Origin of the sequence: Micromonospora sp. CA-259024 (assembly GCF_050936255.1) — a bacterium.
Taxonomy (GTDB): domain Bacteria; phylum Actinomycetota; class Actinomycetes; order Mycobacteriales; family Micromonosporaceae; genus Micromonospora.
The window spans coordinates 519,675-543,056 of sequence record NZ_JBNJND010000002.1 but is presented as its reverse complement, the minus strand read 5'-3'; the positions used below and the strand labels follow the sequence as shown (position 1 = coordinate 543,056).

The following is a 23,382-nucleotide window of genomic DNA, read 5'->3' as shown; positions in this document are numbered from 1 at the left end:
AAGCAGAGGATGGCCGAGCTGACCATCTCGACGGAGGAGATTCGCGGCGCCCTGGAGCGCTACGTCTCCTCCTACTCGTCCGACGTCTCCCGCGAGGAGGTCGGCACCGTCGCCGACACCGGTGACGGCATCGCCCACGTCGAGGGCCTGCCCTCGACCAAGACCAACGAGCTGCTGGAGTTCGAGGACGGCACGCTCGGCGTGGCGTTGAACCTCGACGTCCGGGAGATCGGTGTCGTCGTTCTCGGTGACGCCGCGAAGCTGGAGGAGGGGCAGCGCGTCAAGCGCACCGACCGGGTGCTCTCCGTGCCGGTCGGCGACGCCTTCCTCGGCCGCGTGGTCAACGCGCTCGGCCAGCCGATCGACGGTCTCGGTGACATCGCCGACGAGGGCTACCGCGAGCTGGAGCTGCAGGCTCCGAACGTGATGTCCCGGCAGTCGGTGTTCGAGCCGCTGCAGACCGGCATCAAGGCGATCGACGCGATGACGCCGATCGGTCGGGGCCAGCGGCAGCTGATCATCGGCGACCGGAAGACCGGTAAGACCACGGTCGCCCTGGACGCCATCCTCAACCAGCGGGACAACTGGCGCACCGGCGACCCGAAGAAGCAGGTTCGCTGCATCTACGTCGCCATCGGCCAGAAGGCCTCCACGATCGCCTCCATCAAGGGCCAGCTGGAGGAGGCGGGCGCGATGGAGTACACCACCATCGTGGCCTCCCCGGCATCCGACCCGGCCGGCTTCAAGTACATCGCCCCGTACACCGGTTCGTCCATCGGGCAGCACTGGATGTACGGCGGCAAGCACGTCCTGATCGTCTTCGACGACCTGAGCAAGCAGGCCGAGGCGTACCGGGCCGTGTCGCTGCTGCTGCGCCGCCCGCCGGGCCGCGAGGCGTACCCGGGTGACGTCTTCTACCTGCACTCCCGCCTGCTGGAGCGCTGCGCGAAGCTCTCCGACGAGCTGGGTGGCGGCTCGATGACCGGTCTGCCGATCATCGAGACGAAGGCCAACGACATCTCGGCCTTCATCCCGACCAACGTCATCTCGATCACCGACGGTCAGATCTTCCTGGAGACGGACCTGTTCAACCAGGGCGTCCGTCCGGCGATCAACGTCGGCACCTCGGTCTCCCGGGTCGGTGGCGCCGCGCAGGTGAAGCCGATGCGCAAGGTTGCCGGTTCGCTGCGCCTCAACCTGGCCCAGTACCGCGAGCTGGAGGCGTTCGCCGCGTTCGCCTCCGACCTGGACAAGGCGTCCCGCGCCCAGCTGGACCGCGGTGTCCGGCTGGTCGAGCTGCTCAAGCAGCCGAACTACTCGCCGTACCCGGTGCAGGACGAGGTCGTCTCGGTCTGGGCCGGCACCGAGGGCAAGCTGGACGACATCCCGGTGGGTGACATCCGGCGCTTCGAGTCGGAGTTCCTCCAGTACCTGCGGCACAAGCACGCGGGTGTGCTGGCCGGGATCGCCGACAACCAGTGGAACGACGACATCATCGGCTCCCTGGACGCCGCGATCAGCGAGTTCAAGCAGGTCTTCCTCGGTAAGGCGGACGAGCGTCGGGTCAACGACGCGCCGGCCGCGCCGCTGGAGGGCGACGAGAACCGCGAGACGGTGACCCGCTTCCGCGACGGCGCGACCGACCGCCCGGCCGAGAGCTGATCCCATGGCGGCCCAGGTACGCGTTCTTCGTCAACGGATCCGCTCGGCGAAGTCGATGAAGAAGATCACCAAGGCGATGGAGCTCGTGGCGACGAGCCGGATCGCCAAGGCCCAGGCCCGGGTGCAGGCGTCCCTGCCGTACGCCCAGGCCATCACCGGCGTGCTCACGGCGCTGGCGTCCAACGCGCGGATCGACCACCCGCTGCTGACCCCGCGTGAGCGGGTGCGGCGGGCGGGCGTCCTGCTGGTCACCAGCGACCGTGGCCTGGCCGGTGGTTACAGCTCCAACGCGATCAGGACGGCGGAGTCGCTCATCGCGCGGCTCCGGGCGGACGGCAAGGAGCCGGTGCTCTACGTCATCGGGCGTAAGGGCGTCGGGTTCTACCGGTTCCGCGACCGGCCGATCGAGGCGAACTGGACGGGGTTCAGCGAGCAGCCGTCGTTCGAGGACGCCCGCACGGTGGGTGAAACGCTGATCAAGGCGTTCACGGCCGGTGCGGACGACGCCGACGGCAGCGCCGGGGCGGACGGGGTGCTCGGCGTCGACGAGCTGCACATCGTCTACACCGAGTTCCACTCGCTGATGACGCAGTCCCCGGTTGCCAAGATCCTCGGGCCGATGCAGGTCGAGGACCGGCCGCGCTCCGAGGGGCTGCTGCCGGCGTACGAGTTCGAGCCGGAGGCGGAGGCGCTGCTCGACGCGCTCCTGCCGAGGTACATCAACACGCGGATCTACGCGGCGTTGATCGAGTCGGCGGCGAGCGAGTCGGCGGCACGGCGGCGGGCGATGAAGAGCGCCACCGACAATGCCGAAGACATGATCGACAAGTACACGCGTGAGATGAACTCGGCCCGCCAGGCCGGGATCACCCAGGAGATCAGCGAGATCGTCGGCGGCGCGAACGCGCTGGCCGCGTCGGGAAGTGAAGTGTGATGACTGCACCAGTAGAGACCAAGACGGCCACGGGTCGCGTGGTCCGGGTCATCGGCCCGGTCGTCGACGCCGAGTTCCCGCGCGACGCCATGCCGGCCCTGTTCAACGCCCTGAACGTGACGGTGAGCCTGTCCGGCGGTGAGAAGACGCTGACCCTGGAGGTCGCCCAGCACCTGGGTGACAACCTGGTCCGCGCCATCTCGATGCAGCCGACGGACGGCCTGGTTCGCGGCGCGGAGGTGCGTGACCGCGGTGAGCCGATCACCGTGCCGGTGGGAGACGCGGTCAAGGGCCACGTGTTCAACGCGATCGGCGAGGTGCTCAACCTCAAAGAGGGCGAGACCCTGACCCCGGACGACCACTGGGGTATCCACCGCAAGGCCCCGGCCTTCGCGGACCTGGAGCCGAAGACCGAGATGCTGGAGACCGGCATCAAGGTCATCGACCTGCTCGCCCCGTACGTCAAGGGCGGCAAGATCGGCCTGTTCGGCGGCGCGGGCGTGGGCAAGACGGTGCTCATCCAGGAGATGATCACCCGTGTGGCCCGCAACTTCGGCGGTACCTCGGTCTTCGCCGGCGTGGGTGAGCGCACCCGTGAGGGCAACGACCTCATCGCCGAGATGACCGAGTCCGGCGTCATCGACAAGACCGCGCTGGTCTACGGCCAGATGGACGAGCCGCCGGGCACCCGGCTGCGGGTGGCGCTCTCCGCGCTGACCATGGCGGAGTACTTCCGTGACGTGAAGAAGCAGGAGGTGCTGCTCTTCATCGACAACATCTTCCGCTTCACGCAGGCTGGTTCGGAGGTGTCCACCCTGCTCGGCCGTATGCCGAGCGCCGTGGGTTACCAGCCGACCCTGGCCGACGAGATGGGCGAGCTCCAGGAGCGGATCACCTCCGTCCGGGGCCAGGCCATCACCTCCATGCAGGCGATCTACGTGCCGGCGGACGACTACACCGACCCCGCCCCGGCCACCACGTTCGCCCACCTGGACGCGACCACCAACCTGGAGCGGTCGATCTCCGACAAGGGCATCTACCCGGCCGTGGACCCGCTGGCGTCCTCGTCCCGGATCCTCGCCCCGGAGTTCGTCGGTCAGGAGCACTTCCAGGTCGCCACCGAGGTGAAGCGGATCCTGCAGCGCTACAAGGATCTGCAGGACATCATCGCCATCCTCGGTATCGAGGAGCTCTCCGAGGAAGACAAGATCACCGTGCAGCGCGCGCGGCGGATCGAGCGCTTCCTCTCGCAGAACACCTACGCCGCGGAGCAGTTCACCGGCGTGCCGGGCTCGACGGTCCCGATCAAGGAGACCATCGAGGCGTTCCGCAAGATCAGCGAGGGTGAGTACGATCACTTCCCCGAGCAGGCGTTCTTCATGTGCGGCGGTCTCGAGGACCTGGAGCGCAAGGCTGAGGAGCTGATGAAGGGCTGACAAGCCCATCGGATCCGTAACAAAAAGACTGCCCCGGCAACGCCGGGGCAGTCTTTTGTTCATCTTCGCGCCCTATCATCGTCGCGGTCCGTTACTCATGGCCGTCACTTCCGAGCCACCCGAGATACGGTCGTTGCGCGCGTTCACCTGAACGAGCGTTGATCTTTGCAACCTTTCGACGACGTGCGCCCGTCTTCCTCCCTGTGGGCGTAACGAACGGAGCTGCTCGTGGGTAAGGCCGGCAAGAGTGGCCGCAAGTCGTCCGTCTGGCGGGGTGTGCCGCGCTGGGCCAGGATCTGCACGGTGTTCGGCACTGTGCTGACCGTGCTCAGCGGGGCGGTGCTGGTCGGCACTGAGGTGCTCATGGCGCGCTACGAGGGGGCGGTCGGCAAGGCCGACCTGTTCGGCGACCAGGCGGCGGGTGCCCAGGCGAAGAAGAGTGAGATCAAGGGTCCGCTCAACATCCTGCTGGTCGGCATCGACCCGCGTACGCCGACGGCGGCTCCGCTGGCCGACTCGATCATGGTGCTGCACGTGCCGGCGTCGATGGACCGGGCCTATCTGTTCTCGATGCCGCGGGACCTCTACGTGGACATCCCGGCGTTCAAGAAGGCCAATTTCCCGGGCGAGACCACGAAGATCAACGCCGCCATGTCGTTCGGCAGTCGCGTGCCGGGGGCGAACCCCGACGCGGCGCGAGGCTTCGAACTGCTGGCCACCACGGTGCAGAACGTCACCGGCATCAAGCGGTTCGACGCCGGGGCGATCATCAACTTCACCGGTTTCCAGAAGATCGTCGATGCGATGGGCGGCGTCGACATGTACATCGAGCGGGACGTGAAGTCCGAGCACAAGCAGCCGGACGGTAAGCCCCGGCCGGGCAACACGCGCGGCTCGGGCTATGTCGGCCCGCAGGCGGTCTACAAGAAGGGCAACCAGCACCTGAGCGGGTGGCAGGCACTGGACTACGTCCGGCAGCGTTACCCGCAGAACGGTGTCCTGGACTCCGACTACGGCCGGCAGCGCCACCAGCAGCAGTTCGTCAAGGCCATGGTCGGTCAGGCGTTCAGCGCGGACGTGGTGTCCAACCCGATCAAGCTGGACAAGGTGCTCCGCGCCGCCGGCCAGTCGCTGATCTTCAACGGTCGGGGCAACAGCGTGGTCGACTTCGGGCTCGCCCTGAAGGACATCCGCCCCAATACCATCCAGATGATCAAGCTCCCCGGTGGTGGGCTGTACGAAGGCAAGAAATACCTGGGCGAGCAGTTCCAGGCGGGGGTCCCGGACTTCTTCGCGGCCCTGCACAGCGAGCAACTCGACCCGTTCCTGCTGGAGCACCCGGAATTCCTGAACAAGACCAAGTAGACGTGGCGCGGTTCTCCCCACCCGCGTTGGGAGCGTGTCGGCGTCAGGCTAGACTTTCGGCAATCCATCGCCGCAGCAAGGAGACAGCGTGGCACAGCAGCTTCACGTCGAGCTCGTCGCCGTTGAGGAGAAGGTCTGGTCCGGTGACGCCGAGATGGTCGTCGCCCGGACGACCGAAGGCGAGCTCGGTGTCCTGCCGGGGCACGCGCCGCTGCTCGGCCAGCTCGCCGAGCCCGGTCAGGTGCGCATCAAGCTTGCCGGCGGGGAGCAGGTCTCCTACGACGTGGCCGGTGGTTTCCTCTCGGTGAGCGCCGACGGCGTCATCGTGCTGGCCGAGAGCGCAACCCCGGTTTCCGCGCAGAGCCGCTGAGCCGTACCGGGGATGGAGATCGTCGAAGGATTCGGGATCGGCGTTGTCGTCATCCTCGGCGCGCTTCTCACCCTGTTCGTCCGGCGGGCTCTGGTCACCCGTAGCGGTGGCATCATCCGGCTCAGCGTCCGGGTCTCCACCATGCTCGACGGCCGTGGCTGGTCGCCCGGCTTCGGCCGGTTCGCCGGTGACGAGCTGCGCTGGTACCGGATGTTCAGCTTCGCGATCCGGCCCAAACGGGTGCTGTCGCGCAAGGGGCTCGCGGTGGAGCGCCGTCGGTTGCCCGAGGGTCAGGAACGGCTCTCCATGCCGGCCGACTGGGTCATCCTCCGCTGTACCAGTCACCACGCACCGGTGGAGATCGCCATGGCGCGGTCGACCGTGACCGGTTTCCTCTCCTGGCTCGAGGCCGCCCCTCCGGGGGCGGTCTCGCCGCGTATGGCCTCCCAGGACTGGCCGGCTGCCTGATCTTCGTCTTTGGTCGCCGTTGGGGTTTCCGGGGAGCCCGCCCGGCTCCGGGCGGTCAGGCTTGTTGATCGACACCGTTTTGGTGAAATCGGGGTGTCCCGCTTGCTTGGGCACCCCGATTTCGCTGATCCGGAGTTGATCAAGGTCCGACCGGGCCGGCCAAACGACGCGTGGCGGTGGCCAGATCGGGAACCCACACCTCGACGTGGTGCAGCGCGCCGACGTTCAGCGCTTGCCGCCCGGCACCCATAGCACATCTCCCGCCGGATTTGCCGTTCTTGACAGGATAAAGAGCAGATCGGAGAGCCGGTTGAGATACTTTGCCGGGAGCGTGCTGGTCCGCTCCGAGTCGTGGCTGACCAACGCCCACGCCGCCCGTTCGGCACGCCGAGCGATGGTCCGCGCCACGTGCAGCAGTGCCGCACCCGCGGTGCCGCCGGGGAGGATGAAGGAGTCGAGCTTGCTCAGGCGTGCGTTGTACTCGTCGCACCAGCCCTCCAGGCGCTCGACGTACTCCTCGGTCACGCGCAGCGGCGGGTACTTCGGCTCCGGCTCGACCGGGGTGGACAGGTCGGCGCCGACGTCGAACAGGTCGTTCTGCACCGACGCCAGCACGCCGCGCAGTTCCTCGTCGAGGTTGCCCAGGGCGAGCGCTACGCCGACCGCCGCGTTGCACTCGTCGACATCCGCGTACGCGGCGATCCGTGGATCGGTCTTCGGTACCTGCTCGTTGTTGCTCAGCCTGGTCATGCCGGCATCGCCGGCCCTGGTGTAGATGCGCGTGAGGTGGACGGCCATGACGCACAGCCTACGGATTCCCGATCTGACGATCCCGGCGCGGCCGGACACCACCTCCGGCTGGCCGGTGGTGGTGGGCCCCGGCGATGCCGGCGATCCGGCCGTCAACGATGTCGACGTCATCCGGGTCAACGGTGACGCCCGACTGGCCGGCACGGTGCACGTGGTCGGTGCCAAGAACTCGGCGTTGAAGCTGATGGCCGCCGCGCTACTCGCACCGGGCCGCAGCGTGATCACGAACGTCCCACGGATCACCGACATCGCGATCATGGGGGAGGTGCTGCGTCGACTGGGCTGCGACGTCCGATTCGACGCGGACGACCCGGTGGACCCGATGGTCGCCCGTGGTGGCGTGGCCCGATCCCGATCGGTGACCATCGACGTGCCGGAGCAGCCGGGTGCGGACGCCGACTACGACCTGGTCCGACGGTTGCGCGCGTCGATCTGTGTGCTCGGCCCGCTGCTGGCCCGCCGGGGATACGTGCGGGTGGCCCATCCCGGCGGCGACGCCATCGGGTCACGTGGGTTGGACATGCACATCTCCGGCCTGACCCGGATGGGCGCGGAGATCTCCGGTGAGCACGGGTTCGTCATCGCCTCCGCCCCGCACGGGCTACGCGGCGCGGACATCGTGCTGGACTTCCCCAGCGTCGGCGCGACCGAGAACCTGGTGATGGCGGCGGTACTGGCCCAGGGCGCCACGATGATCGACAACGCGGCCCGGGAGCCGGAGATCGTCGACATCTGCACGATGCTCAACCAGATGGGCGCGCGGATCTCCGGCGCCGGCACGTCCACGTTGCGGATCACCGGGGTGCCCGGGCTGCGACCGGTCCGGCACGCCACGGTGGGGGACCGGATCGTCGCCGGCACCTGGGCGTTCGGCGCGGCGATGACCCGGGGCGACGTGACGGTGACCGGGCTGGACCCGGCGATCCTGGAGGTCGCGCTGGACAAGGTGGTGGCGGCCGGCGGTCTGGTGGAGACCCGGGGCGACGGCTTCCGCGTGCGGATGGACGACCGGCCCCGGGCGGTGGACGTGGTGACGCTGCCGTACCCCGGCTTCGCCACGGATCTCCTGCCGATGGCGATCGGACTGGCCGCGGTCAGCGACGGCGCCTCCCTGATCACCGAGAACATCTTCGACGGCCGGTTCATGTTCGCCAACGAGATGATGCGGCTCGGCGCGGACATCAAGACCGACGGGCACCACGCGGTGGTCCGGGGGCGGGACCGGCTCTCCGGTGCCCCGGTGCGGGCCACCGACATCCGCGCCGGCGCGGGGCTGATCATCGCCGGGCTCTGCGCGGAGGGGGTCACCGAGGTCTCCCACGTGCACCACGTCGACCGGGGGTACCCGGACTTCGTGGCCGACCTGCGTGCACTCGGGGTGGCGGTCGAGCGGGGCACCACGCCGGAGGAGCCCTCGCTGGAGATCTGACACCGCAGCCACTGAGCCATCGTTCAGGCTCGCCGACTAGGGTGCAGGCAGGCACTCAATCGCAGCGAGGGAGAAGTAGATGGCGGGTCGACTCGCGGTCGTCGGGGCCGGGTTGATGGGTTCCGGCATCGCCCAGGTGGCGGCACAGGCGGGCTGGCAGGTGACGCTGCGCGACCTGGACGACGCCGCAACCACCCGAGGGCTCGGTGGCATCCGGAAGTCACTGGAGAAGTTCGCCGAGAAGGGCCGGATCGAGGCGTCGGAGGTCGAGGCGACACTCGCCCGGATCACCCCGACCACCGATCTGGAGGCCGCGGCGGACGCGGACATCGTGGTCGAGGCGGTCTTCGAGCGGCTGGAGATCAAGCACGAGGTGTTCCGCGCCCTGGACAAGATCTGCAAGTCGGACGCGGTGCTCGCCACCAACACCTCGGCCATTCCGGTCACCCAGATCGCCGCGGTCACCGAGCGGCCCGAGGCGGTCGTCGGCACCCACTTCTTCTCCCCGGTGCCGATGATGCAACTCTGCGAGCTGGTTCGCGGGTACAAGACCAGCGACGCCACGCTGGCGACCGCGCGGGCCTTCGCCGAGGAGATCGGCAAGACGGTGGTGGTGGTCAATCGGGACATCGCCGGCTTCGTCACGACCCGGCTGATCTCCGCCCTGGTGGTGGAGGCGGTCAAGCTGGTCGAGTCGGGCGTGGTGTCCGCCGAGGACCTGGACACCGCCTGCCGGCTGGGCTTCGGGCACGCGATGGGCCCGCTGGCCACCACCGACCTGACCGGCGTGGACGTGCTGCTGCACGCCTCGAAGAACATCTACACCGACACCGCCGACGAGAAGTTCTTCCCGCCGGAGCTGCTCCAGCGGATGGTCACCGCCGGCGATCTGGGCCGCAAGACCGGCAAGGGCTTCTACACGTACTGAGTCCTGGCGACGGGAAAGGGGCGGGCGCACCGCGCCCGCCCCTTTCCCGACCGCTCAGCCGTCGCGCTTGGTGGTCCAACGGAAGGTGGTCAGGCAGAGCACCACACCGATCACGCACCAGAGGGCCAGCACCAGCGCGACCCGGCCCAGCTCGAACGAGCCGCCCGGTTCCTGAGTGCCGAAGCTCTCGGGCAGGAAGACCGACCGCAGCCCCTGGCACATCCACTTGAGCGGGAACAGCGCCGCCACCTGCTGCATCCAGGTGGGCAGGTCGGTGAAGACGAAGAACACCCCGGAGATGAACTGGAGCACCAGGGCGACCGGGGTGACCACCGCCGAGCCGCTGCGGGCGGTGCGGGCCAGCGACGAGATGGCGATGCCGCACAGGGTGCACGCGGTCACGCCGAGCACGGAGACCCAGCCGAAGGTGAACCACTTGCCGGCGGTGCCCGGCAGGTCGAGGTCGAACAGCGCCACCGCGACCGCGAGCAGCAGCGCGGTCTCGGCGATGCCGATCGCCACTACCATGATCACCTTGCCGGCGAACCAGACCCACTTCGGCATCGGTGTGCCCCGGTAGCGCTTGAGCACGCCCCGGTCCCGCTCGATCGGGATCCAGATCCCGAGGTTCTGGAAGCTCACCGTCATCAGGCCGGTCGCGATCATGCCGGTGATGAAGTACTGGGTGATCTTGACCCCGCCACCGATCTCCCCGCGGAAGATCGAGGCGAAGATCAGGATCATGATGATCGGGAAGCCCATGGTGAACACCACGGACTCCCGGCTCCGCAGAAACTGGGTGATCTCCAGCCGGCCCTGCCGCAGGGCGAGAGCACCCGGGCCCAGCCGTCGGGCCGGGCGGGCGGCCAGCGGAGGCGCCGCCTTCGTCGTCACGGTCATGAGTGTCCGATCATGGTGAGGTAGACGTCCTCCAGGGTCGGCCGGGTCACCGTGAGCCCGGGGATCTCGCCGCCGTAACGCGCGGCCAGCTCGCCCACCAGGGCCGTCGGCGTGGCGCTCTGCGCGCTCTCTGGCGTCCCGTCCGGGGTACGCCAGGAGACCGTCGCCAGCGCCTCCTGCCGGTTGCCCAGCTGGTTCGGTGCGGCCACCTCGACCAGCCGGCCGCCGGCGATCACACCGACCCGGTCGGCGAGCGCCTCCGCCTCGTCCAGGTAGTGGGTGGTCAGCACGATGGTGGTGCCAGCCGCGGCGAGATCGCGGATCAGCTCCCAGAACTCGCGGCGGGCCTCCGGGTCGAAGCCGGTGGTCGGCTCGTCGAGGAAGAGCAACTCGGGGCGGCCGATGATGCCCAGCGCCACGTCGAGGCGGCGCTTCTGCCCGCCGGAGAGGGTGTGCGTGCGGGCCTTCGCCTTGCCAGCCAGCCCGACCCGTGCGATCACCTTGTCCGGGTCGTCCGCGTCGGGGTAGAAGCCGGAGAAGTGCCGGATCACCTCGGCCACGGTCAGCTCGTCGAACTCGCCGGTGCCCTGGAGCACGATGCCGACCCGGGACCGCCAGCCTGGATCCGGGTGTCGTGGGTTGCGCGAGGAGCGAGCTTGCGAGCCCCGTAGTCGCGACCCGAAGGCAAGCTCAGGGTCCGCGCCGAGCACGGCGACCTCGCCGGCATCCCGGCGGCGGTAGCCCTCCAGGATCTCCACGGTGGTGGTCTTGCCGGCGCCGTTCGGGCCGAGCAGGGCGAACACCTCGCCGCGGTGGACGTCGAGATCCACGCCCGCCACCGCCACGTTGTCGCCGTACGCCTTGCGCAGCCCTCGGACGGAGATGGCCAGCTCGTCATCCATGACGTCCAGTGTGCGTCCTGGCCGGGGCGGGGTCGTGCCCGGGGTGTGGCGGTCCGCGCCACTGCGGGAGCTTCCCACCCGGACGTCCCCGACATGGACCTGTGTGGTTTTCCACAGCCCGTTTTACTGAACGGTAACTTAAACTCCGGCCATGGATGAGATGGCATCTTCGGGGCGGCTGCCCGAGCGGGACCGCCCGTGGGTGATGCGCACCTACGCCGGGCACTCGTCGGCCGCCGCGACCAACGCCCTCTTCCGCCGGAACCTGGCGAAGGGGCAGACCGGCCTCTCGGTCGCCTTCGACCTGCCCACCCAGACCGGGTACGACCCGGACCACGAGCTGGCCGCCGGTGAGGTCGGCCGGGTCGGCGTGCCGGTGGCCCACCTCGGCGACATGCGGGCGCTCTTCGACGGTCTCCCGCTCGCCCAGACGAACACCTCGATGACCATCAACGCCCCGGCGATGTGGCTGCTCGCTCTCTACGGCACGGTGGGGTTGGAGCAGGGTGCCGAGCTGGCCCGCTGTGCCGGCACCACCCAGAACGACATCATCAAGGAGTACCTGTCCCGGGGTACGTACATCTTCCCGCCGGCGGCGTCGCTGCGGCTCACCGCCGACGTCGTGGCGTACACGCTGCGCGAGATGCCACGGTGGAACCCGGTCAACATCTGCTCGTACCACCTCCAGGAAGCCGGTGCCACGCCCGTACAGGAGGTCGGCTTCGCGCTGGCCACCGCGGTCGCCGTGCTCGACGCGGTCCGCGACTCCGGCCAGGTGCCAGCCGAGCGGATGGGCGACGTGGTGCAGCGGATCTCGTTCTTCGTCAACGCCGGGGTGCGCTTCGTCGAGGAGATCGCCAAGATGCGCGCGTTCGGCGCGCTCTGGGACGAGATCACCCGGGACCGGTACGGGGTCACCGAGGCCAAGCAACGTCGGTTCCGCTACGGCGTTCAGGTCAACTCGCTCGGCCTCACCGAGGCACAGCCGGAGAACAACATCCAGCGCATCGTGCTGGAGATGCTCGGCGTGACCATGTCCCGTGATGCCCGGGCCCGCGCGGTGCAGCTGCCCGCCTGGAACGAGGCGCTCGGCCTGCCCCGACCCTGGGACCAACAGTGGTCGCTGCGAATGCAGCAGGTCCTGGCGTACGAGTCGGACCTGCTCGAATATCCCGACCTCTTCGCCGGTTCACACGTGATGACCGCGCTGGTCGACGAGATCGTCAGCGGGGCACGGGTCGAGCTGGACAAGGTGCTGGAGCTGGGCGGCGTGGTCGCCGCCGTGGAGACCGGCTATCTCAAGAGCGCACTGGTCGCCTCGTTGTCGGAGCGCCGCCGCCGGATGGAGTCCGGCGCCGACGTGGTGGTCGGGGTCAACCGGTACGCCGAGACCGAACCCTCCCCACTGACCGCCGCCGGTGCGGAAGCCGTCGAGCAGGTCGACCCGTCGGTCGAGGCGGCCGCCGCTGACGGCGTACGCCGGTGGCGGGCTGAGCGGGATGCGGCCGCCGTCGACGCGGCCCTCTCCCGGCTCCGCGCGGACGCCGCGACCACCACCAACCTGATGCCGGCCACCCTGGAGTGTGTCCGAGTTGGTGTCACCACCGGCGAGTGGGCCGGCGCGCTGCGCCAGGTCTTCGGCGAGTACCGGGCACCGACCGGCCTGGCTGGCGGCACCGGCAGCGGCGGTGACCCGGGCCTCGCGGCCGTCCGCGAGCGGGTCATCGCCACAGCCCGTGAGTTGGGCAGCGGCCGGCTGCGGCTGCTGGTTGGCAAGCCGGGCCTGGACGGGCACTCCAACGGCGCGGAGCAGATCGCCGTACGCGCCCGCGACGCCGGATTCGAGGTCGTCTACCAGGGCATCCGGCTGACCGCGGGGCAGATCGTCGCCGCAGCCGTCGAGGAGGACGTCGACCTGGTCGGTCTCTCCGTGCTCTCCGGGTCGCACCTGGCTGCCGTGCCCGCGGTGCTCGACGGGCTGCGCGCCGCAGGCCGGGCAGACCTACCGGTGGTCGTCGGCGGCATCATCCCGGCCAGTGACGCGGACACCCTCCGGGCGGCCGGGGTCGCCCGCGTCTTCACCCCGAAGGACTTCGCCCTCACCGGCATCATCGACGACCTGGTGACCGTTATCCGTCGCGCCAACGACCTGCCCTGAACGGCTGGGACGGAGGTCAGCGGCCGGCGTAGGTCATGCAGTCGGCCATGTCGTTGTCCGGGCCGACCCTGATCGATGCGGCGTGGCACTCCAGCTGCTCGTTGTGCCGGCAGTCGGAGCGCTGGCAGGCGCCCACCTGCGCGATCAGGCTCTCCACGCCGCCCCGGACGGGCGACTCGACGAAGGTGTGGCAGTGCGCGTGATCCATGCTGCCGATCGTGATCGCGAAGGCGTGGCAGTCACCCGACTGGTTGTACGCGCACGCGGCGACCACACATTCCTGGACTCGGGGCATCTCCAACGCTGCGGTCATGCCGACCTCCTCTAGGCTCTTGCCCCGATACTAGGCATTTGCCGGCCCCCGGAACCCCGGTACGGCGAGCCTTCGATCTGCCTCTCGGCGAGATCGACTCGCCTTCATTGATCCCGGGCTGTCCCGATGCCCCGGATGGCCCGGTTTCCAGGAACCCGAGTCGACCAAGGTCGACGGCTGCCCGCGCCGCCGGCCCACTGGCGTCAGACGCGGAAGCCGGCGGCGCGTGCCGCTTCGCGTTCCCGACGGCGTTCGGAGCGTCGGCGAAGGAACCAGTAGACGAACACCACCAGTCCGAGCAGGAACACCAGCACCAGAGCCGGCAGGATGATCGCCACCAGGGAGACCACCACGCTGGTGGCGTCCTCGGCGGTGCTGGCCACCGGGGCGCCGAACCCGGCGGTGGTCGCGTTGACGACGGGGCGTGCCGCGGACTTGAGCAGGTGTACGCCCAATGCCAGCAGTACGCCGGTGACGACCGGCACCCACTGGTGTGACGAGAAGAAGCTCCCCGGGTCACTGACCGTCACCGTCTCCGACGAGGACCCGGCGCCGAAGGCCAGGCCGCCGGCGGTGGGTCGGACCACGGTCTGCACGACGTCGTTGATGTGGTCGACCACGGGCACCTTGTCCGCCACCATCTCCACGGCGAGCAGCGCGGCCAGGATGACGACCACCCAGCCGTTGCCGAGCCAGGTCCAACCACTGGGGAGGTCGATCAGGTCGGTGTAGCGGGCGAGTAGACCGAGGGTGAGCAGGGGTATGTAGGCGTTCAGCCCCGCCGAGGCGGCGAGACCGGTGCCGGTGAGGACTTCGAACACGTTTCACAGCATCGCATCGACGCGCCAGTGCCGCTCGGTGGTGTCCGGCGGGTGCTCGGCTACCCTCGTCGGGTGCGGTTGGTCATTGCGAAGTGCTCGGTGGACTACGTCGGACGGCTCTCGGCTCACCTGCCGCTGGCCACCCGGTTGCTCATGGTGAAGGCGGACGGGTCGGTGTCGATCCACGCCGACGACCGGGCGTACAAGCCGTTGAACTGGATGAGCCCCCCGTGTCGGCTGGAGGAGGCCCCCGGTGTGTGGCGGGTGGTCAACAAGGCTGGCGAGGAGTTGCGAATCACCCTGGAGGAGATCTTCCAGGACACCTCGTACGAGCTGGGTGTGGATCCGGGCCTGCGCAAGGACGGGGTGGAGGCGCACCTGCAGGAGTTGTTGGCCGCTAACCCGGGCGCCCTGGGTGAGGGGTTCACGCTGGTCCGCCGCGAATACATGACGGCGATCGGGCCCGTCGACCTGCTCTGTCGGGACGCCAACGCGGGTGCGGTCGCCGTCGAGGTCAAGCGGCGTGGCGACATCGACGGGGTGGAGCAGTTGACCCGCTACCTCGAGTTGATGAACCGTGACCCGCTACTCAGCCCGGTCGCCGGTGTCTTCGTCGCTCAGGAGATCAAGCCACAGGCCCGGGTGCTCGCCACCGACCGGGGCATCCGGTGTGTGGTCGTGGACTACGACAAGCTGCGGGGCATCGAGAAGGACGAGCTGACCCTCTTCTGACCCGGCTCACCTTCCGGTACGCACCGCGATCAGCGACTTGGGCAGGCCGAACACCCGCTCGACCAGCATGGTCGAGTCGGGGAAGTAGTGGCGCATCTGTGAGCGGTCCAGCAACTCGGTCCAGAGCACCTGGTGGATGGCGGCGTCATGGCTGCGAGTTGGCTTGTGCCCCAACGGCCAGCGCCGGGCGAGCGCGGTACGCAGTCGCACCGGCAGGAACTGCATGCCGGGCGCGATCCAGTGTGGCTCGATGGGGAAGTAGCGGTAGGGCGTCTGCACCCAGTGCCGGTCGGCCAGTGAGCGGGCGGCGGCGGCGAAGCGCAGCCGGCGTTCGTGCCCACCCACATGCTCCAGCACGGAGTTCGAGAAGACCATGTCGTAGTCACCGTTGGCGACGTGCGGCGGAAGGTCGCAGGCGTCGGCACGCTCGACGTGGGCCCATTCCGGTACGACACCCGGCGGCTGCTCCAGGTTGACGACGGTCACCCGGGCCGGCCGGACGGTGGCGCGGTGCCAGGTGCCGAGCCGGCCGCCGAGATCGACCACGTGCATGTCACCGATGTCGGGGAAGGTGCGTGCCAGCCAGTCCGAGCGATGTTGCCGCCGCCGGGCGCTCCACGACTGGTCACTGTCGACAAGGCGGTAGCGCAATCGATGAGGGCCCATTTAACGCAATGTACTGCCGTGGCCACGGAGTACAAACATGCGGATACGCCAATCTTCTGCGGAGATCGGTTATCCGACATTCACCTTCCGTACAACATCTTGATGGCCTTGACGAGCCGCGCCATGTCGGTCGGGGTCCGTTCGAAGGTCATCGACGGCAACAGTGACCGGGCCCGACGCCGGGTGATCGCCTTGGCCCGGCCGAACTCCCGCAGCCCGTCCTCCCCGTGGATCCGCCCGAAGCCGGAGTCGCCGACCCCGCCGAACGGCAGGGTGGACATGCCGGCGAAGGTCAGGGTCGAGTTGATTGAGGCCATCCCGGAGCGCAGCCGCCGGGCAATGGCCACCGCGCGTCGTCGGCCGAAGACCGAACCGCCCAGGCCGTACGGCAGGGCGTTGGCACGGGTGACGGCCTCGTCGGCGTCGCGGACCCGGCTGATGGTCAGCGTGGGGCCGAAGGTCTCCTCGCGGACGGCTGCGGACTCCTCCGGGACGTCCACGAGCACGGTCGGGTGGACGTACGGCGGCTGCACCGCGCTCGGGCCGCCGAGCACGGCACGCCCGCCGGAGGTGATCGCGGCGTCGATGTGCCGGCGGATCACGTCGAGCTGGCCGGGCATGGTGATCGGGCCGATGTCGGTGCCCTCCGCTCCGACGGTCAGCTGACCGGCGCGGGCCACCACCTTGTCGACGAAGGCGTCGAAGACCGAGTCGACCGCGTACACCCGCTCGATGCCGATGCAGGTCTGGCCCGCGTTGGTCATTCCGCCCCAGACGCACGCCTCGGCGGCGGCGTCCAGGTCGGCGTCGCTGTCGACGATCATGGCGTCCTTGCCGCCGCCCTCGATCAGCACCGGGGTCAGCGTCTCGGCGCAGGCGGCCATCACCTTCCGGGCGGTCGCGGTGGAGCCGGTGAAGGCCAGCTTGTCGACCCCGGAGCGGCACAGCGCGGCACCCACGTCGCCGAGCCCGTGCACGGCGGTGAACACCGGCTGCTCGGGCACCACCTCGACGAAGCTGTCCACCAGCCACTGGCCGACGGCGGGCGTGTACTCGCTCGGCTTGAGCACCACACCGTTGCCGGCGGCCAGCGCGTACGCGACCGAGCCGACCGGCGTGAAGACAGGATAGTTCCACGGCCCGATCACGCCGACCACGCCGTACGGCTGGTATTCGAGGTGTCCGGAGAACTCGGCGAGGATGAGCCGGGACCGCACCCGGCGGGGGCCGAGCACGCGGCCGGCGTTGCGGGCGGCCCAGTCGATGTGCTCGATCGCGGTGACGATCTCGACGATGGCGTCGGCGACCGGCTTGCCGCCCTCGACGTGCACCAACTCGGCCAACTGCTCGATCCGCTTGGCGAGCAGAGCGCGCCACCGCAGCATCCGTTCGCGGCGGCCGGTGAAGCCGAGCCCGGCCCACCACTCGCTGGCGGCGCGGGCGCGGTCGACGGCCTGCCGCACGTCGGCGTCGGTGGCGACCGGGAGGCGACCGGCCTCGGCGCCGGTCGCCGGGCTGGTCGACACCAGCAGGCCCGACTCGATCACGGGGGTGCCCGGGACATGCACAGCCGTCATGGCGGAAGTCTAGACCCGAAGATTACTCACCGGTAGTTCCCGATTTCCGGTGACGGGACCGGAGTCGCGCCGGCCAGGCCGATCGTTGATCAGTGCAGGTCACGGTGCTGATGTCCGATGCGGCCCGCCCGAATCGTCGAACGGCAGGTGGCCGGGAGGTGACGAGGAGCTGACCGGCCGGTCGGTACTGACGACTACCGTCTGATGGCAGGCTGACGCGCGGAGTGACGGTGCGGGGTGGAGGGCTGACTGTCCATGGAGGAACATCCGGAACTGATGCCGCTGTTGACGGTCGCGGGTGGCCCGATGCGCGGGGCGAGCTTTCGACTGCGGGCCGAACCACAGGTGATCGGTCGAGCGCCGACCCTCCACGTGGTCGTCAACGACCCGCACCTGAGCCGTCGCCACGCGGAGGTGTGGCTGGCCCCCGAAGGCCCGTCACTGCGGGATCTGGGCTCCACCAACGGCACCTGGCTCAACGACCGCCGGATCACCGAGGTGGAGTTGCTCTCCGACGGCGACGTGATCCGGCTCGGCCGCACCGAGCTGCGCCTGTTCGACCCCGGGGTGGCGCACACCGATCCGGTGGGGCTCAGCTTCGGCCCGTCCCGGCGTGACGTCCGACCGACACTGCCGTTGCCGTTGGCCACGCCGCCCAGCGCGCGTCGCTGACCACCGGGCCGCCGGATCTCCTGGCGGCCGGCCACACCGGGCGGCGTCGCCGGGTGGCGCTCCGGCACCTGGACCGGCACGGGTGGGCGTGGCAGCATGCCGCGGATGGAGACCGAGCAGCGGACCGTCACGGCCAACGGCATTACCCAGGCGGTACGGGTCGCCGGCCCGCCGGACGGCACGCCCGTGCTGCTGATCCACGGCAACTGCTCGTCCGCGCTGTTCTGGGAGCCGCTGGTTCGCCGGCTGCCGCCGACGCTGCGCGTGGTCGCACCCGACCTGCGGGGGTACGGCGACTCCGAGACCGCCCCGGTGGACGCCACCCGGGGTCTGCGGGACTTCTCCGACGACGTGGCCGCCCTGCTGGACGACCCGACGCTCTTCGGCGCCGGCGGCGCCCGCCCGGTGGTCGTCGGGCACTCCCTCGGTGGCGGAGTGGCGATGCGACTGCTGGTCGAAAACCCGCACCGGGTGGGCGCGTTGCTGCTCGCGGCACCGGTCTCCCCGTACGGCTTCGGTGGCACCCGCGACCTGGCCGGCACGCCGACCACCCCCGACTTCGCCGGAACCGGTGCCGGCACGGCGAACCCGGACTTCGTCGCCCGCCTCGCGGCCGGCGACCGGAGCGAGGACGCCCCGACCAGCCCACGCGCCGTGCTGCGAGCCACCTATGTGGCCGATCCCGCCTCGCTGGGCATGGACGATGACCTGCTGCTGGACACTGTTCTCTCCACCGCCACCGGGGACGACAACTACCCGGGCACGGCGGTGCCCTCGGAGAACTGGCCGGGCATCGCGCCGGGTGGACGCGGGGTGCTCAACGCGCTCGCGCCGACCTTCTTCCGGCTCGCCGACGAGCTGGTGGCCGTCGCCGAGAAGCCCCCGGTCACCTGGGTACGCGGCGACGCCGACGTCATCGTCTCGGACACCTCGCTGTTCGACCTGGCGTACCTGGGTTCGCTGGGTCTCGTGCCCGGCTGGCCCGGCGAGGAGGCCTGCCCGCCGCAGCCGATGATCGGCCAGACCCGGGCGGTGCTGGAGCGGTACGCGGCGGCCGGCGGCGCGTACCACGAGGTGGTACTGCCCGGCTGCGGTCACAGCCCGCACCTGGAGCGTCCGGCGGAGTTCGTCGCCGAACTGCTGGCCCTGGCCACCGTGTCCGCCGTCTGAGTGCTCGGAGCACCCCGCGCAGTGGTGGGTGAAATATGCCACGGCGTCTCGACAACCAAGCGTCACGTGGCAGACTCGCGCGCATAACCTTAGCGGCCGTTCAGTGGCCGTGCGGAGTGTCTGGGGAGGCCGGTCGTGGCACGCGAGTTCAGCACCGTGGGCGTGGTGGGGCTGGGCACCATGGGTGCCGGCATCGTCGAGGTCTTCGCCCGCAACGGCATCGACGTGGTGGCGGTCGAGATCTCCGAGCCGGCGCTGGAGCGCGGCCGGGTCACCCTGACCGGCTCCACGGACCGCGCGGTCGCCAAGGGCAAGCTCGCCGCGGCGGACCGTGACGCCCTGCACGAGCGGGTGCACTTCGCGGTCGGGCTGGACGCGCTGCACTCCGTCGACCTGGTCATCGAGGCGGTGCCCGAACACCTGGACCTCAAGCAGCGGATCTTCGCGGAGTTGGATCGGGTCTGCCGGCCGGAGACCATCCTCGCCACCAACACCTCGTCGCTGAGCGTCACCGAGATCTCGGTGGCCACCACCCGGCCCAACCAGGTGATCGGCATTCACTTCTTCAACCCGGCGCCGGTGATGAAGCTGGTCGAGGTGGTCCGCACGGTCGTCACCTCGCCCGAGGTGGTCGCCGACGTGGAGGCGCTCTGCGCCCGTCTCGGCAAGGTCGACGTCACCATCAACGACCGGGCCGGGTTCATCGCCAACGCGCTGCTCTTCGGCTACCTCAACCACGCGGTCGCCATGTTCGAGTCGCACTACGCGACCCGGGAGGACATCGACGCCGCGATGAAGCTCGGCTGCGGCCTGCCGATGGGCCCGCTGGCGCTGATGGATCTGATCGGCCTGGACACCGCGTACGAGATTCTGGACACCATGTACCGGCGCGGCGGGCGGGACCGCCGGCACGCCCCGGTGCCGCTGCTCAAGCAGATGGTGACCGCGGGGCTGCTCGGCCGGAAGTCCGGTCGGGGCTTCTACACCTACGAGCGGCCCGGCTCCCCGGTCGTCGTACCGGACGAGCTGACGCCGCCGGCCACGGACGCCGCGCTCGCCGACGGCGCGCGGGCCATCACCAAGGTCGGCATTGTGGGTTCCGGGACGATGGCCACCGGGATCATCGAGGTCTTCGCGAAGGCCGGCTACGAGGTCGTCTCGGTGACCCGGGGCGCGGAGAAGTCCGCGATGGTCTGCGAAGCGGTGAAGACCTCGCTGAACAAGGGCGTGGTGCGCGGCAAGCTCGCCGAGGCCGACCGGGATGCCGCGCTCGGCCGGATCAGCTGGTCGGCCACGCTCGACCACCTCGCCGACGTCGACCTGGTGGTCGAGGCGGTGGTCGAGGAGTTGAGCGTGAAGAAGGCGCTCTTCGCGAGCCTCGACGAGATCTGCAAGCCGGGCGTGGTGCTGGCCACCACGACCTCCTCACTGCCGGTGATCGACGTGGCGATGGCCACCCAGCGGCCGGCTGACGTGGTGGGGCTGCACTTCTTCAACCCGGCGCCGGTCATGCCGCTGGTCGAGGTGGTCCGCACCATCCGCACCTCCCCGGAGACCACCGCCACCGCCCGCGCGGTCTGCGCCGCGCTCGGCAAGACCGGCGTGGTCTGCGGCGACCGGTCCGGGTTCATCGTCAACGCGCTGCTCTTCCCGTACCTCAACGACGCGGTGAAGATGCTGGAGGCCAGCTACTCCACGGCCGACGACATCGACCACGCCATGAAGCTCGGCTGCGGCTACCCGATGGGTCCGTTCGAGCTGCTCGATGTGGTCGGGCTGGACGTCTCGCTGGCGATTCAGCGCGAGCTGTACCTGGAACTGCGCGAGCCCGGCTTCGCGCCCGCGCCGCTGCTGGAGCACCTGGTCACCGCCGGCTACCTGGGCCGCAAGACCCGCCGGGGCTTCCGCGACCACTCGCACCGCTGACCGGTGTCAACAGCCTGCGCCGGTGACGGCGTCTGAGTGGTGTGACCTTCGAGGAGTACGTCAGCAGCCGCGGACCGGCGCTCGTCCGGCTGGCCCGGCTGCTGACCGGTGACGAGCACCGGGCCGAGGACCTCACCCAGGACGTGCTGGCGCGCGCGTACGTGCACTGGCGGAAGATCGCCCGTGCCGATCACCCGGACGTCTACGTGCGCCGGATGATGATCAACGCCAACACCTCCTGGTGGCGCCGCCGATCCAGTCGCGAGTTGGCCACGGCGGAGTTCGCCGACCGGCCGGGGCGCGGGGACCTGGGCGGCGATGCGGCCGACCGGGACGAGATGTGGCGGCTGATCCTCGGCCTGCCCGACCGGCAGCGGGCGGTGCTCGTGCTGCGCTACTACGAGGACCTCGACGACCCGACCATCGCCCGGATCCTCGGCTGTTCGCCGGTCACCGTCCGCACCCATGCGATGCGGGCGCTCAGCCAGCTGCGGGAGCGCCACGGCGTCCCCACGACGAACGGGAGCCGGCCGTGACCGACCTCGACGAGCGGATCGTACGGGCACTCCGGGAGCAGGCCGACGGGCCCGTGGACACTGACCAGCTTCTGACGGCGGCGGTGAACGGGGGACGGGCCCGTCGGCGGCGGCGACGTGCCGTCATCGGGACAGCGCTCGGCATCACGGTGGTGCTCGGGGCCGGGGTGGCCCTTCGTACGCCGTCGGCCGCGCCGCCGCAGCCGGCCGTCACCCCCAGCCCGGTCGTGGTCACACCACCCCGGGCACCGGAAGTTCCGGGCGCATCGGCACGCCCCGACCTGGTCGGCACCGACCCGGGGCTGCTGCATTTCGGAGTCGACCCGACGGTCGCGAAGCCGGTCGCCTGGCGCTCCGCGGCCGGCGTCGAGAGCATGCGGATGGACCTGGGTGGCGGCGTGCAGGCGATGGCGGTTGTCGCCGTTGACCCACGGGCGGCCGAGACCGGTGACCCGAGCCAGCTTCATGACATCGGCCCCGACCAGGCAAGCGCCGCCACCAGCGACAAGGACGTCGCCCCGCCCGGCCTACCGAGGTACAACGGGATGATCCGTCAGCTCGACAGGGTCACGAAGGGTTGGGTGCTGCGCTGGCAGCCCGTCCCGGGCCTGTACGTCCGGGTCGCGGCTCTCGGGGAGACCAACGCCGAGGTCCGCCGGGCAGCGGCGGCGCTGCGGTTCGACGAAGCCCGCCGCTGTGTCGCGCCGGTCCAGTTGACCGCCCTGCCCCCGGGTGCCCGGATCAGAGCGTGTGAGGTGGCGGTGCGGCAGCTGTTCTGGCCCCGCACGGTGAATGTGACGGGCACCATGACGCCGACGCAGATGGCCGTTCCCGCTTTGGACCGCACCGAAGCGGCGTTGACTGTCGCACTCAACGGCGCGGCCACCCTGCCGGTGCGGCTCTACTACTCACCCCGGCCATCCAACCCCAACCGGGACAAGGCCAACCGCACGATCGCCGGCAGGCCGGTGTTCGACATGGGCGACTTCTGGCATGTGCTCGGCATCCCGAACACCCTGCTGTCCATGGGGCACGAGAACCGCTGGGAGCGGTCTCCCACGGACGCGGAGGTCAGCACCGTGATCGGAGGGCTCCGGGTAGCCGACGACCTTGGCGAGCCGGCGACCTGGGAGTGACCGTAACCTTGGCTAGGTGAGCCCCCGTCGCAACCGCCCTCGCCGGGACGAGAACGCCAACCTGGACGCCGATCGGGTCCGCCAGGGTGTCGCCTCGGTGCAGCAGTGGACCGACGGTGCCTGGCAGGTCCGCGGGATCGGCGCGGGCGCGTCGGTCAAGACGTACCGTTGCCCCGGCTGTGACCAGGAGATCCGACCCGGGGTGGCGCACCTGGTGGCCTGGCCGGCGGATGGCCTGGGTGATCTGACCGACCGGCGGCACTGGCACAGCGGCTGCTGGCGCGCCCGGGACCGGCGTGGTCCGGCGGTGCAGCGCGGCCGGGGCACCCCGCGCTACTGAGCGACCGTCCGGTGCGCCTCGCGCCACGGCTAGCGACCCGGCCGGGGCGCTTCGCGCCACGGCTTAGCGACCTGGATCACCCTGTTCGTGCCTGGGCGGGCGGCGGCGGTGAGTTCGCGACAGACTTGGGC

At 69.9% G+C, this 23,382-nt stretch carries 23 protein-coding genes; 16 read left to right on the top strand and 7 right to left on the bottom strand.

Annotated features, from left to right (window positions below; all coding sequences use genetic code 11):
* The first annotated feature begins 9 nt into the window (after window positions 1-9).
* The 6 genes from atpA to ACQEUX_RS21790 all read left to right on the top strand — a co-directional run bounded on the left by atpA (window position 10) and on the right by ACQEUX_RS21790 (window position 6,235).
* Window positions 10-1,662: a F0F1 ATP synthase subunit alpha gene (gene atpA / locus ACQEUX_RS21815; protein WP_433051355.1), complete on the top strand. Its 1,653-nt coding sequence runs from the start codon at window positions 10-12 to the stop codon at window positions 1,660-1,662.
* Between the two features lie 4 nt (window positions 1,663-1,666).
* On the top strand, window positions 1,667-2,596 hold the full coding sequence (locus ACQEUX_RS21810) for a F0F1 ATP synthase subunit gamma (protein WP_433051352.1): 930 nt from the start codon (window positions 1,667-1,669) through the stop codon (window positions 2,594-2,596).
* Window positions 2,596-4,032 carry a F0F1 ATP synthase subunit beta gene (gene atpD / locus ACQEUX_RS21805; RefSeq protein ID WP_433051349.1) on the top strand — a complete coding sequence of 479 codons (1,437 nt, stop codon included), beginning with the start codon at window positions 2,596-2,598 and terminating at the stop codon, window positions 4,030-4,032. Before ACQEUX_RS21810 ends, atpD begins: the two co-directional genes overlap by 1 nt.
* Window positions 4,033-4,254: 222 nt before the next feature.
* The gene (locus tag ACQEUX_RS21800) at window positions 4,255-5,397 is read left to right on the top strand and encodes an LCP family protein (protein ID WP_433057045.1); all 1,143 of its coding nucleotides are present in this window, start codon (window positions 4,255-4,257) and stop codon (window positions 5,395-5,397) included.
* An 88-nt stretch (window positions 5,398-5,485) separates the two neighbouring features.
* A complete protein-coding gene (locus ACQEUX_RS21795; RefSeq protein ID WP_433051346.1) occupies window positions 5,486-5,767 on the top strand; it encodes a F0F1 ATP synthase subunit epsilon in 282 nt (93 codons plus the stop codon).
* A 12-nt stretch (window positions 5,768-5,779) separates the two neighbouring features.
* Window positions 5,780-6,235, top strand: coding sequence for a DUF2550 domain-containing protein (locus ACQEUX_RS21790; RefSeq protein ID WP_433051343.1), 456 nt, complete (start codon window positions 5,780-5,782; stop codon window positions 6,233-6,235).
* Window positions 6,236-6,460: 225 nt separating this feature from the next.
* Here ACQEUX_RS21790 and ACQEUX_RS21785 read toward each other — a convergent pair whose 3' ends face one another.
* Window positions 6,461-7,033, bottom strand: a complete 573-nt coding sequence (locus ACQEUX_RS21785; protein WP_433051340.1) for a cob(I)yrinic acid a,c-diamide adenosyltransferase — start codon at window positions 7,031-7,033, stop codon at window positions 6,461-6,463.
* Between ACQEUX_RS21785 and murA the strand changes: the two genes are divergently transcribed.
* Window positions 7,032-8,474, top strand: a complete 1,443-nt coding sequence (gene murA / locus ACQEUX_RS21780; protein ID WP_433051337.1) for a UDP-N-acetylglucosamine 1-carboxyvinyltransferase — start codon at window positions 7,032-7,034, stop codon at window positions 8,472-8,474. The two genes, ACQEUX_RS21785 and murA, sit on opposite strands and share 2 nt — an antisense overlap.
* Before the next feature lie 79 nt (window positions 8,475-8,553).
* Entirely contained in the window at window positions 8,554-9,402 is an 849-nt protein-coding gene (locus tag ACQEUX_RS21775) for a 3-hydroxyacyl-CoA dehydrogenase family protein (protein WP_433051334.1), read from the top strand.
* 54 nt (window positions 9,403-9,456) lie between these two features.
* Here the strand turns inward: ACQEUX_RS21775 and ACQEUX_RS21770 are convergent, their stop codons facing one another.
* Together ACQEUX_RS21770 and ACQEUX_RS21765 are read right to left on the bottom strand one after the other, a co-directional pair.
* A complete protein-coding gene (locus ACQEUX_RS21770) occupies window positions 9,457-10,302 on the bottom strand; it encodes an ABC transporter permease (protein WP_433051331.1) in 846 nt (281 codons plus the stop codon).
* Window positions 10,299-11,204: an ABC transporter ATP-binding protein gene (locus ACQEUX_RS21765; RefSeq protein WP_433051328.1), complete on the bottom strand. Its 906-nt coding sequence runs from the start codon at window positions 11,202-11,204 to the stop codon at window positions 10,299-10,301. The genes ACQEUX_RS21770 and ACQEUX_RS21765 overlap by 4 nt, the downstream gene beginning before the upstream one ends.
* Before the next feature lie 151 nt (window positions 11,205-11,355).
* Here ACQEUX_RS21765 and ACQEUX_RS21760 point away from each other — a divergent pair, with 151 nt between their 5' ends.
* Window positions 11,356-13,362 carry a protein meaA gene (locus ACQEUX_RS21760; RefSeq protein ID WP_433051325.1) on the top strand — a complete coding sequence of 669 codons (2,007 nt, stop codon included), beginning with the start codon at window positions 11,356-11,358 and terminating at the stop codon, window positions 13,360-13,362.
* 16 nt (window positions 13,363-13,378) lie between these two features.
* On the opposite strand, the gene ACQEUX_RS21755 is transcribed toward ACQEUX_RS21760, so the two are convergent.
* Both ACQEUX_RS21755 and ACQEUX_RS21750 read right to left on the bottom strand, forming a co-directional pair.
* Entirely contained in the window at window positions 13,379-13,675 is a 297-nt protein-coding gene (locus ACQEUX_RS21755) for a DUF1540 domain-containing protein (RefSeq protein ID WP_196919484.1), read from the bottom strand.
* 203 nt (window positions 13,676-13,878) lie between these two features.
* Complete coding sequence (locus ACQEUX_RS21750) at window positions 13,879-14,496, bottom strand: DUF4126 domain-containing protein (protein ID WP_433051322.1); 618 nt, start codon at window positions 14,494-14,496, stop codon at window positions 13,879-13,881.
* Between the two features lie 72 nt (window positions 14,497-14,568).
* Here ACQEUX_RS21750 and nucS point away from each other — a divergent pair, with 72 nt between their 5' ends.
* The gene (gene nucS, locus ACQEUX_RS21745) at window positions 14,569-15,228 is read left to right on the top strand and encodes an endonuclease NucS (RefSeq protein WP_433051319.1); all 660 of its coding nucleotides are present in this window, start codon (window positions 14,569-14,571) and stop codon (window positions 15,226-15,228) included.
* Window positions 15,229-15,234: 6 nt separating this feature from the next.
* Here nucS and ACQEUX_RS21740 read toward each other — a convergent pair whose 3' ends face one another.
* Window positions 15,235-15,894, bottom strand: coding sequence for a class I SAM-dependent methyltransferase (locus ACQEUX_RS21740; RefSeq protein ID WP_433051316.1), 660 nt, complete (start codon window positions 15,892-15,894; stop codon window positions 15,235-15,237).
* Between the two features lie 80 nt (window positions 15,895-15,974).
* Window positions 15,975-17,471, bottom strand: coding sequence for an aldehyde dehydrogenase family protein (locus tag ACQEUX_RS21735; RefSeq protein WP_433051313.1), 1,497 nt, complete (start codon window positions 17,469-17,471; stop codon window positions 15,975-15,977).
* Window positions 17,472-17,726: 255 nt separating this feature from the next.
* Here ACQEUX_RS21735 and ACQEUX_RS21730 point away from each other — a divergent pair, with 255 nt between their 5' ends.
* The 6 genes from ACQEUX_RS21730 to ACQEUX_RS21705 all read left to right on the top strand — a co-directional run bounded on the left by ACQEUX_RS21730 (window position 17,727) and on the right by ACQEUX_RS21705 (window position 23,251).
* Entirely contained in the window at window positions 17,727-18,143 is a 417-nt protein-coding gene (locus tag ACQEUX_RS21730; protein ID WP_433051310.1) for an FHA domain-containing protein, read from the top strand.
* Between the two features lie 96 nt (window positions 18,144-18,239).
* Entirely contained in the window at window positions 18,240-19,313 is a 1,074-nt protein-coding gene (locus tag ACQEUX_RS21725) for an alpha/beta fold hydrolase (RefSeq protein WP_433051307.1), read from the top strand.
* 135 nt (window positions 19,314-19,448) lie between these two features.
* On the top strand, window positions 19,449-21,239 hold the full coding sequence (locus tag ACQEUX_RS21720; protein ID WP_433051304.1) for a 3-hydroxyacyl-CoA dehydrogenase family protein: 1,791 nt from the start codon (window positions 19,449-19,451) through the stop codon (window positions 21,237-21,239).
* Window positions 21,240-21,280: 41 nt separating this feature from the next.
* A complete protein-coding gene (locus tag ACQEUX_RS21715; RefSeq protein ID WP_433051301.1) occupies window positions 21,281-21,775 on the top strand; it encodes a SigE family RNA polymerase sigma factor in 495 nt (164 codons plus the stop codon).
* Window positions 21,772-22,911, top strand: coding sequence for a hypothetical protein (locus tag ACQEUX_RS21710; protein ID WP_433051298.1), 1,140 nt, complete (start codon window positions 21,772-21,774; stop codon window positions 22,909-22,911). Before ACQEUX_RS21715 ends, ACQEUX_RS21710 begins: the two co-directional genes overlap by 4 nt.
* 16 nt (window positions 22,912-22,927) lie before the next feature.
* Entirely contained in the window at window positions 22,928-23,251 is a 324-nt protein-coding gene (locus tag ACQEUX_RS21705; protein WP_244236068.1) for a hypothetical protein, read from the top strand.
* Window positions 23,252-23,382 lie beyond the last annotated feature (131 nt).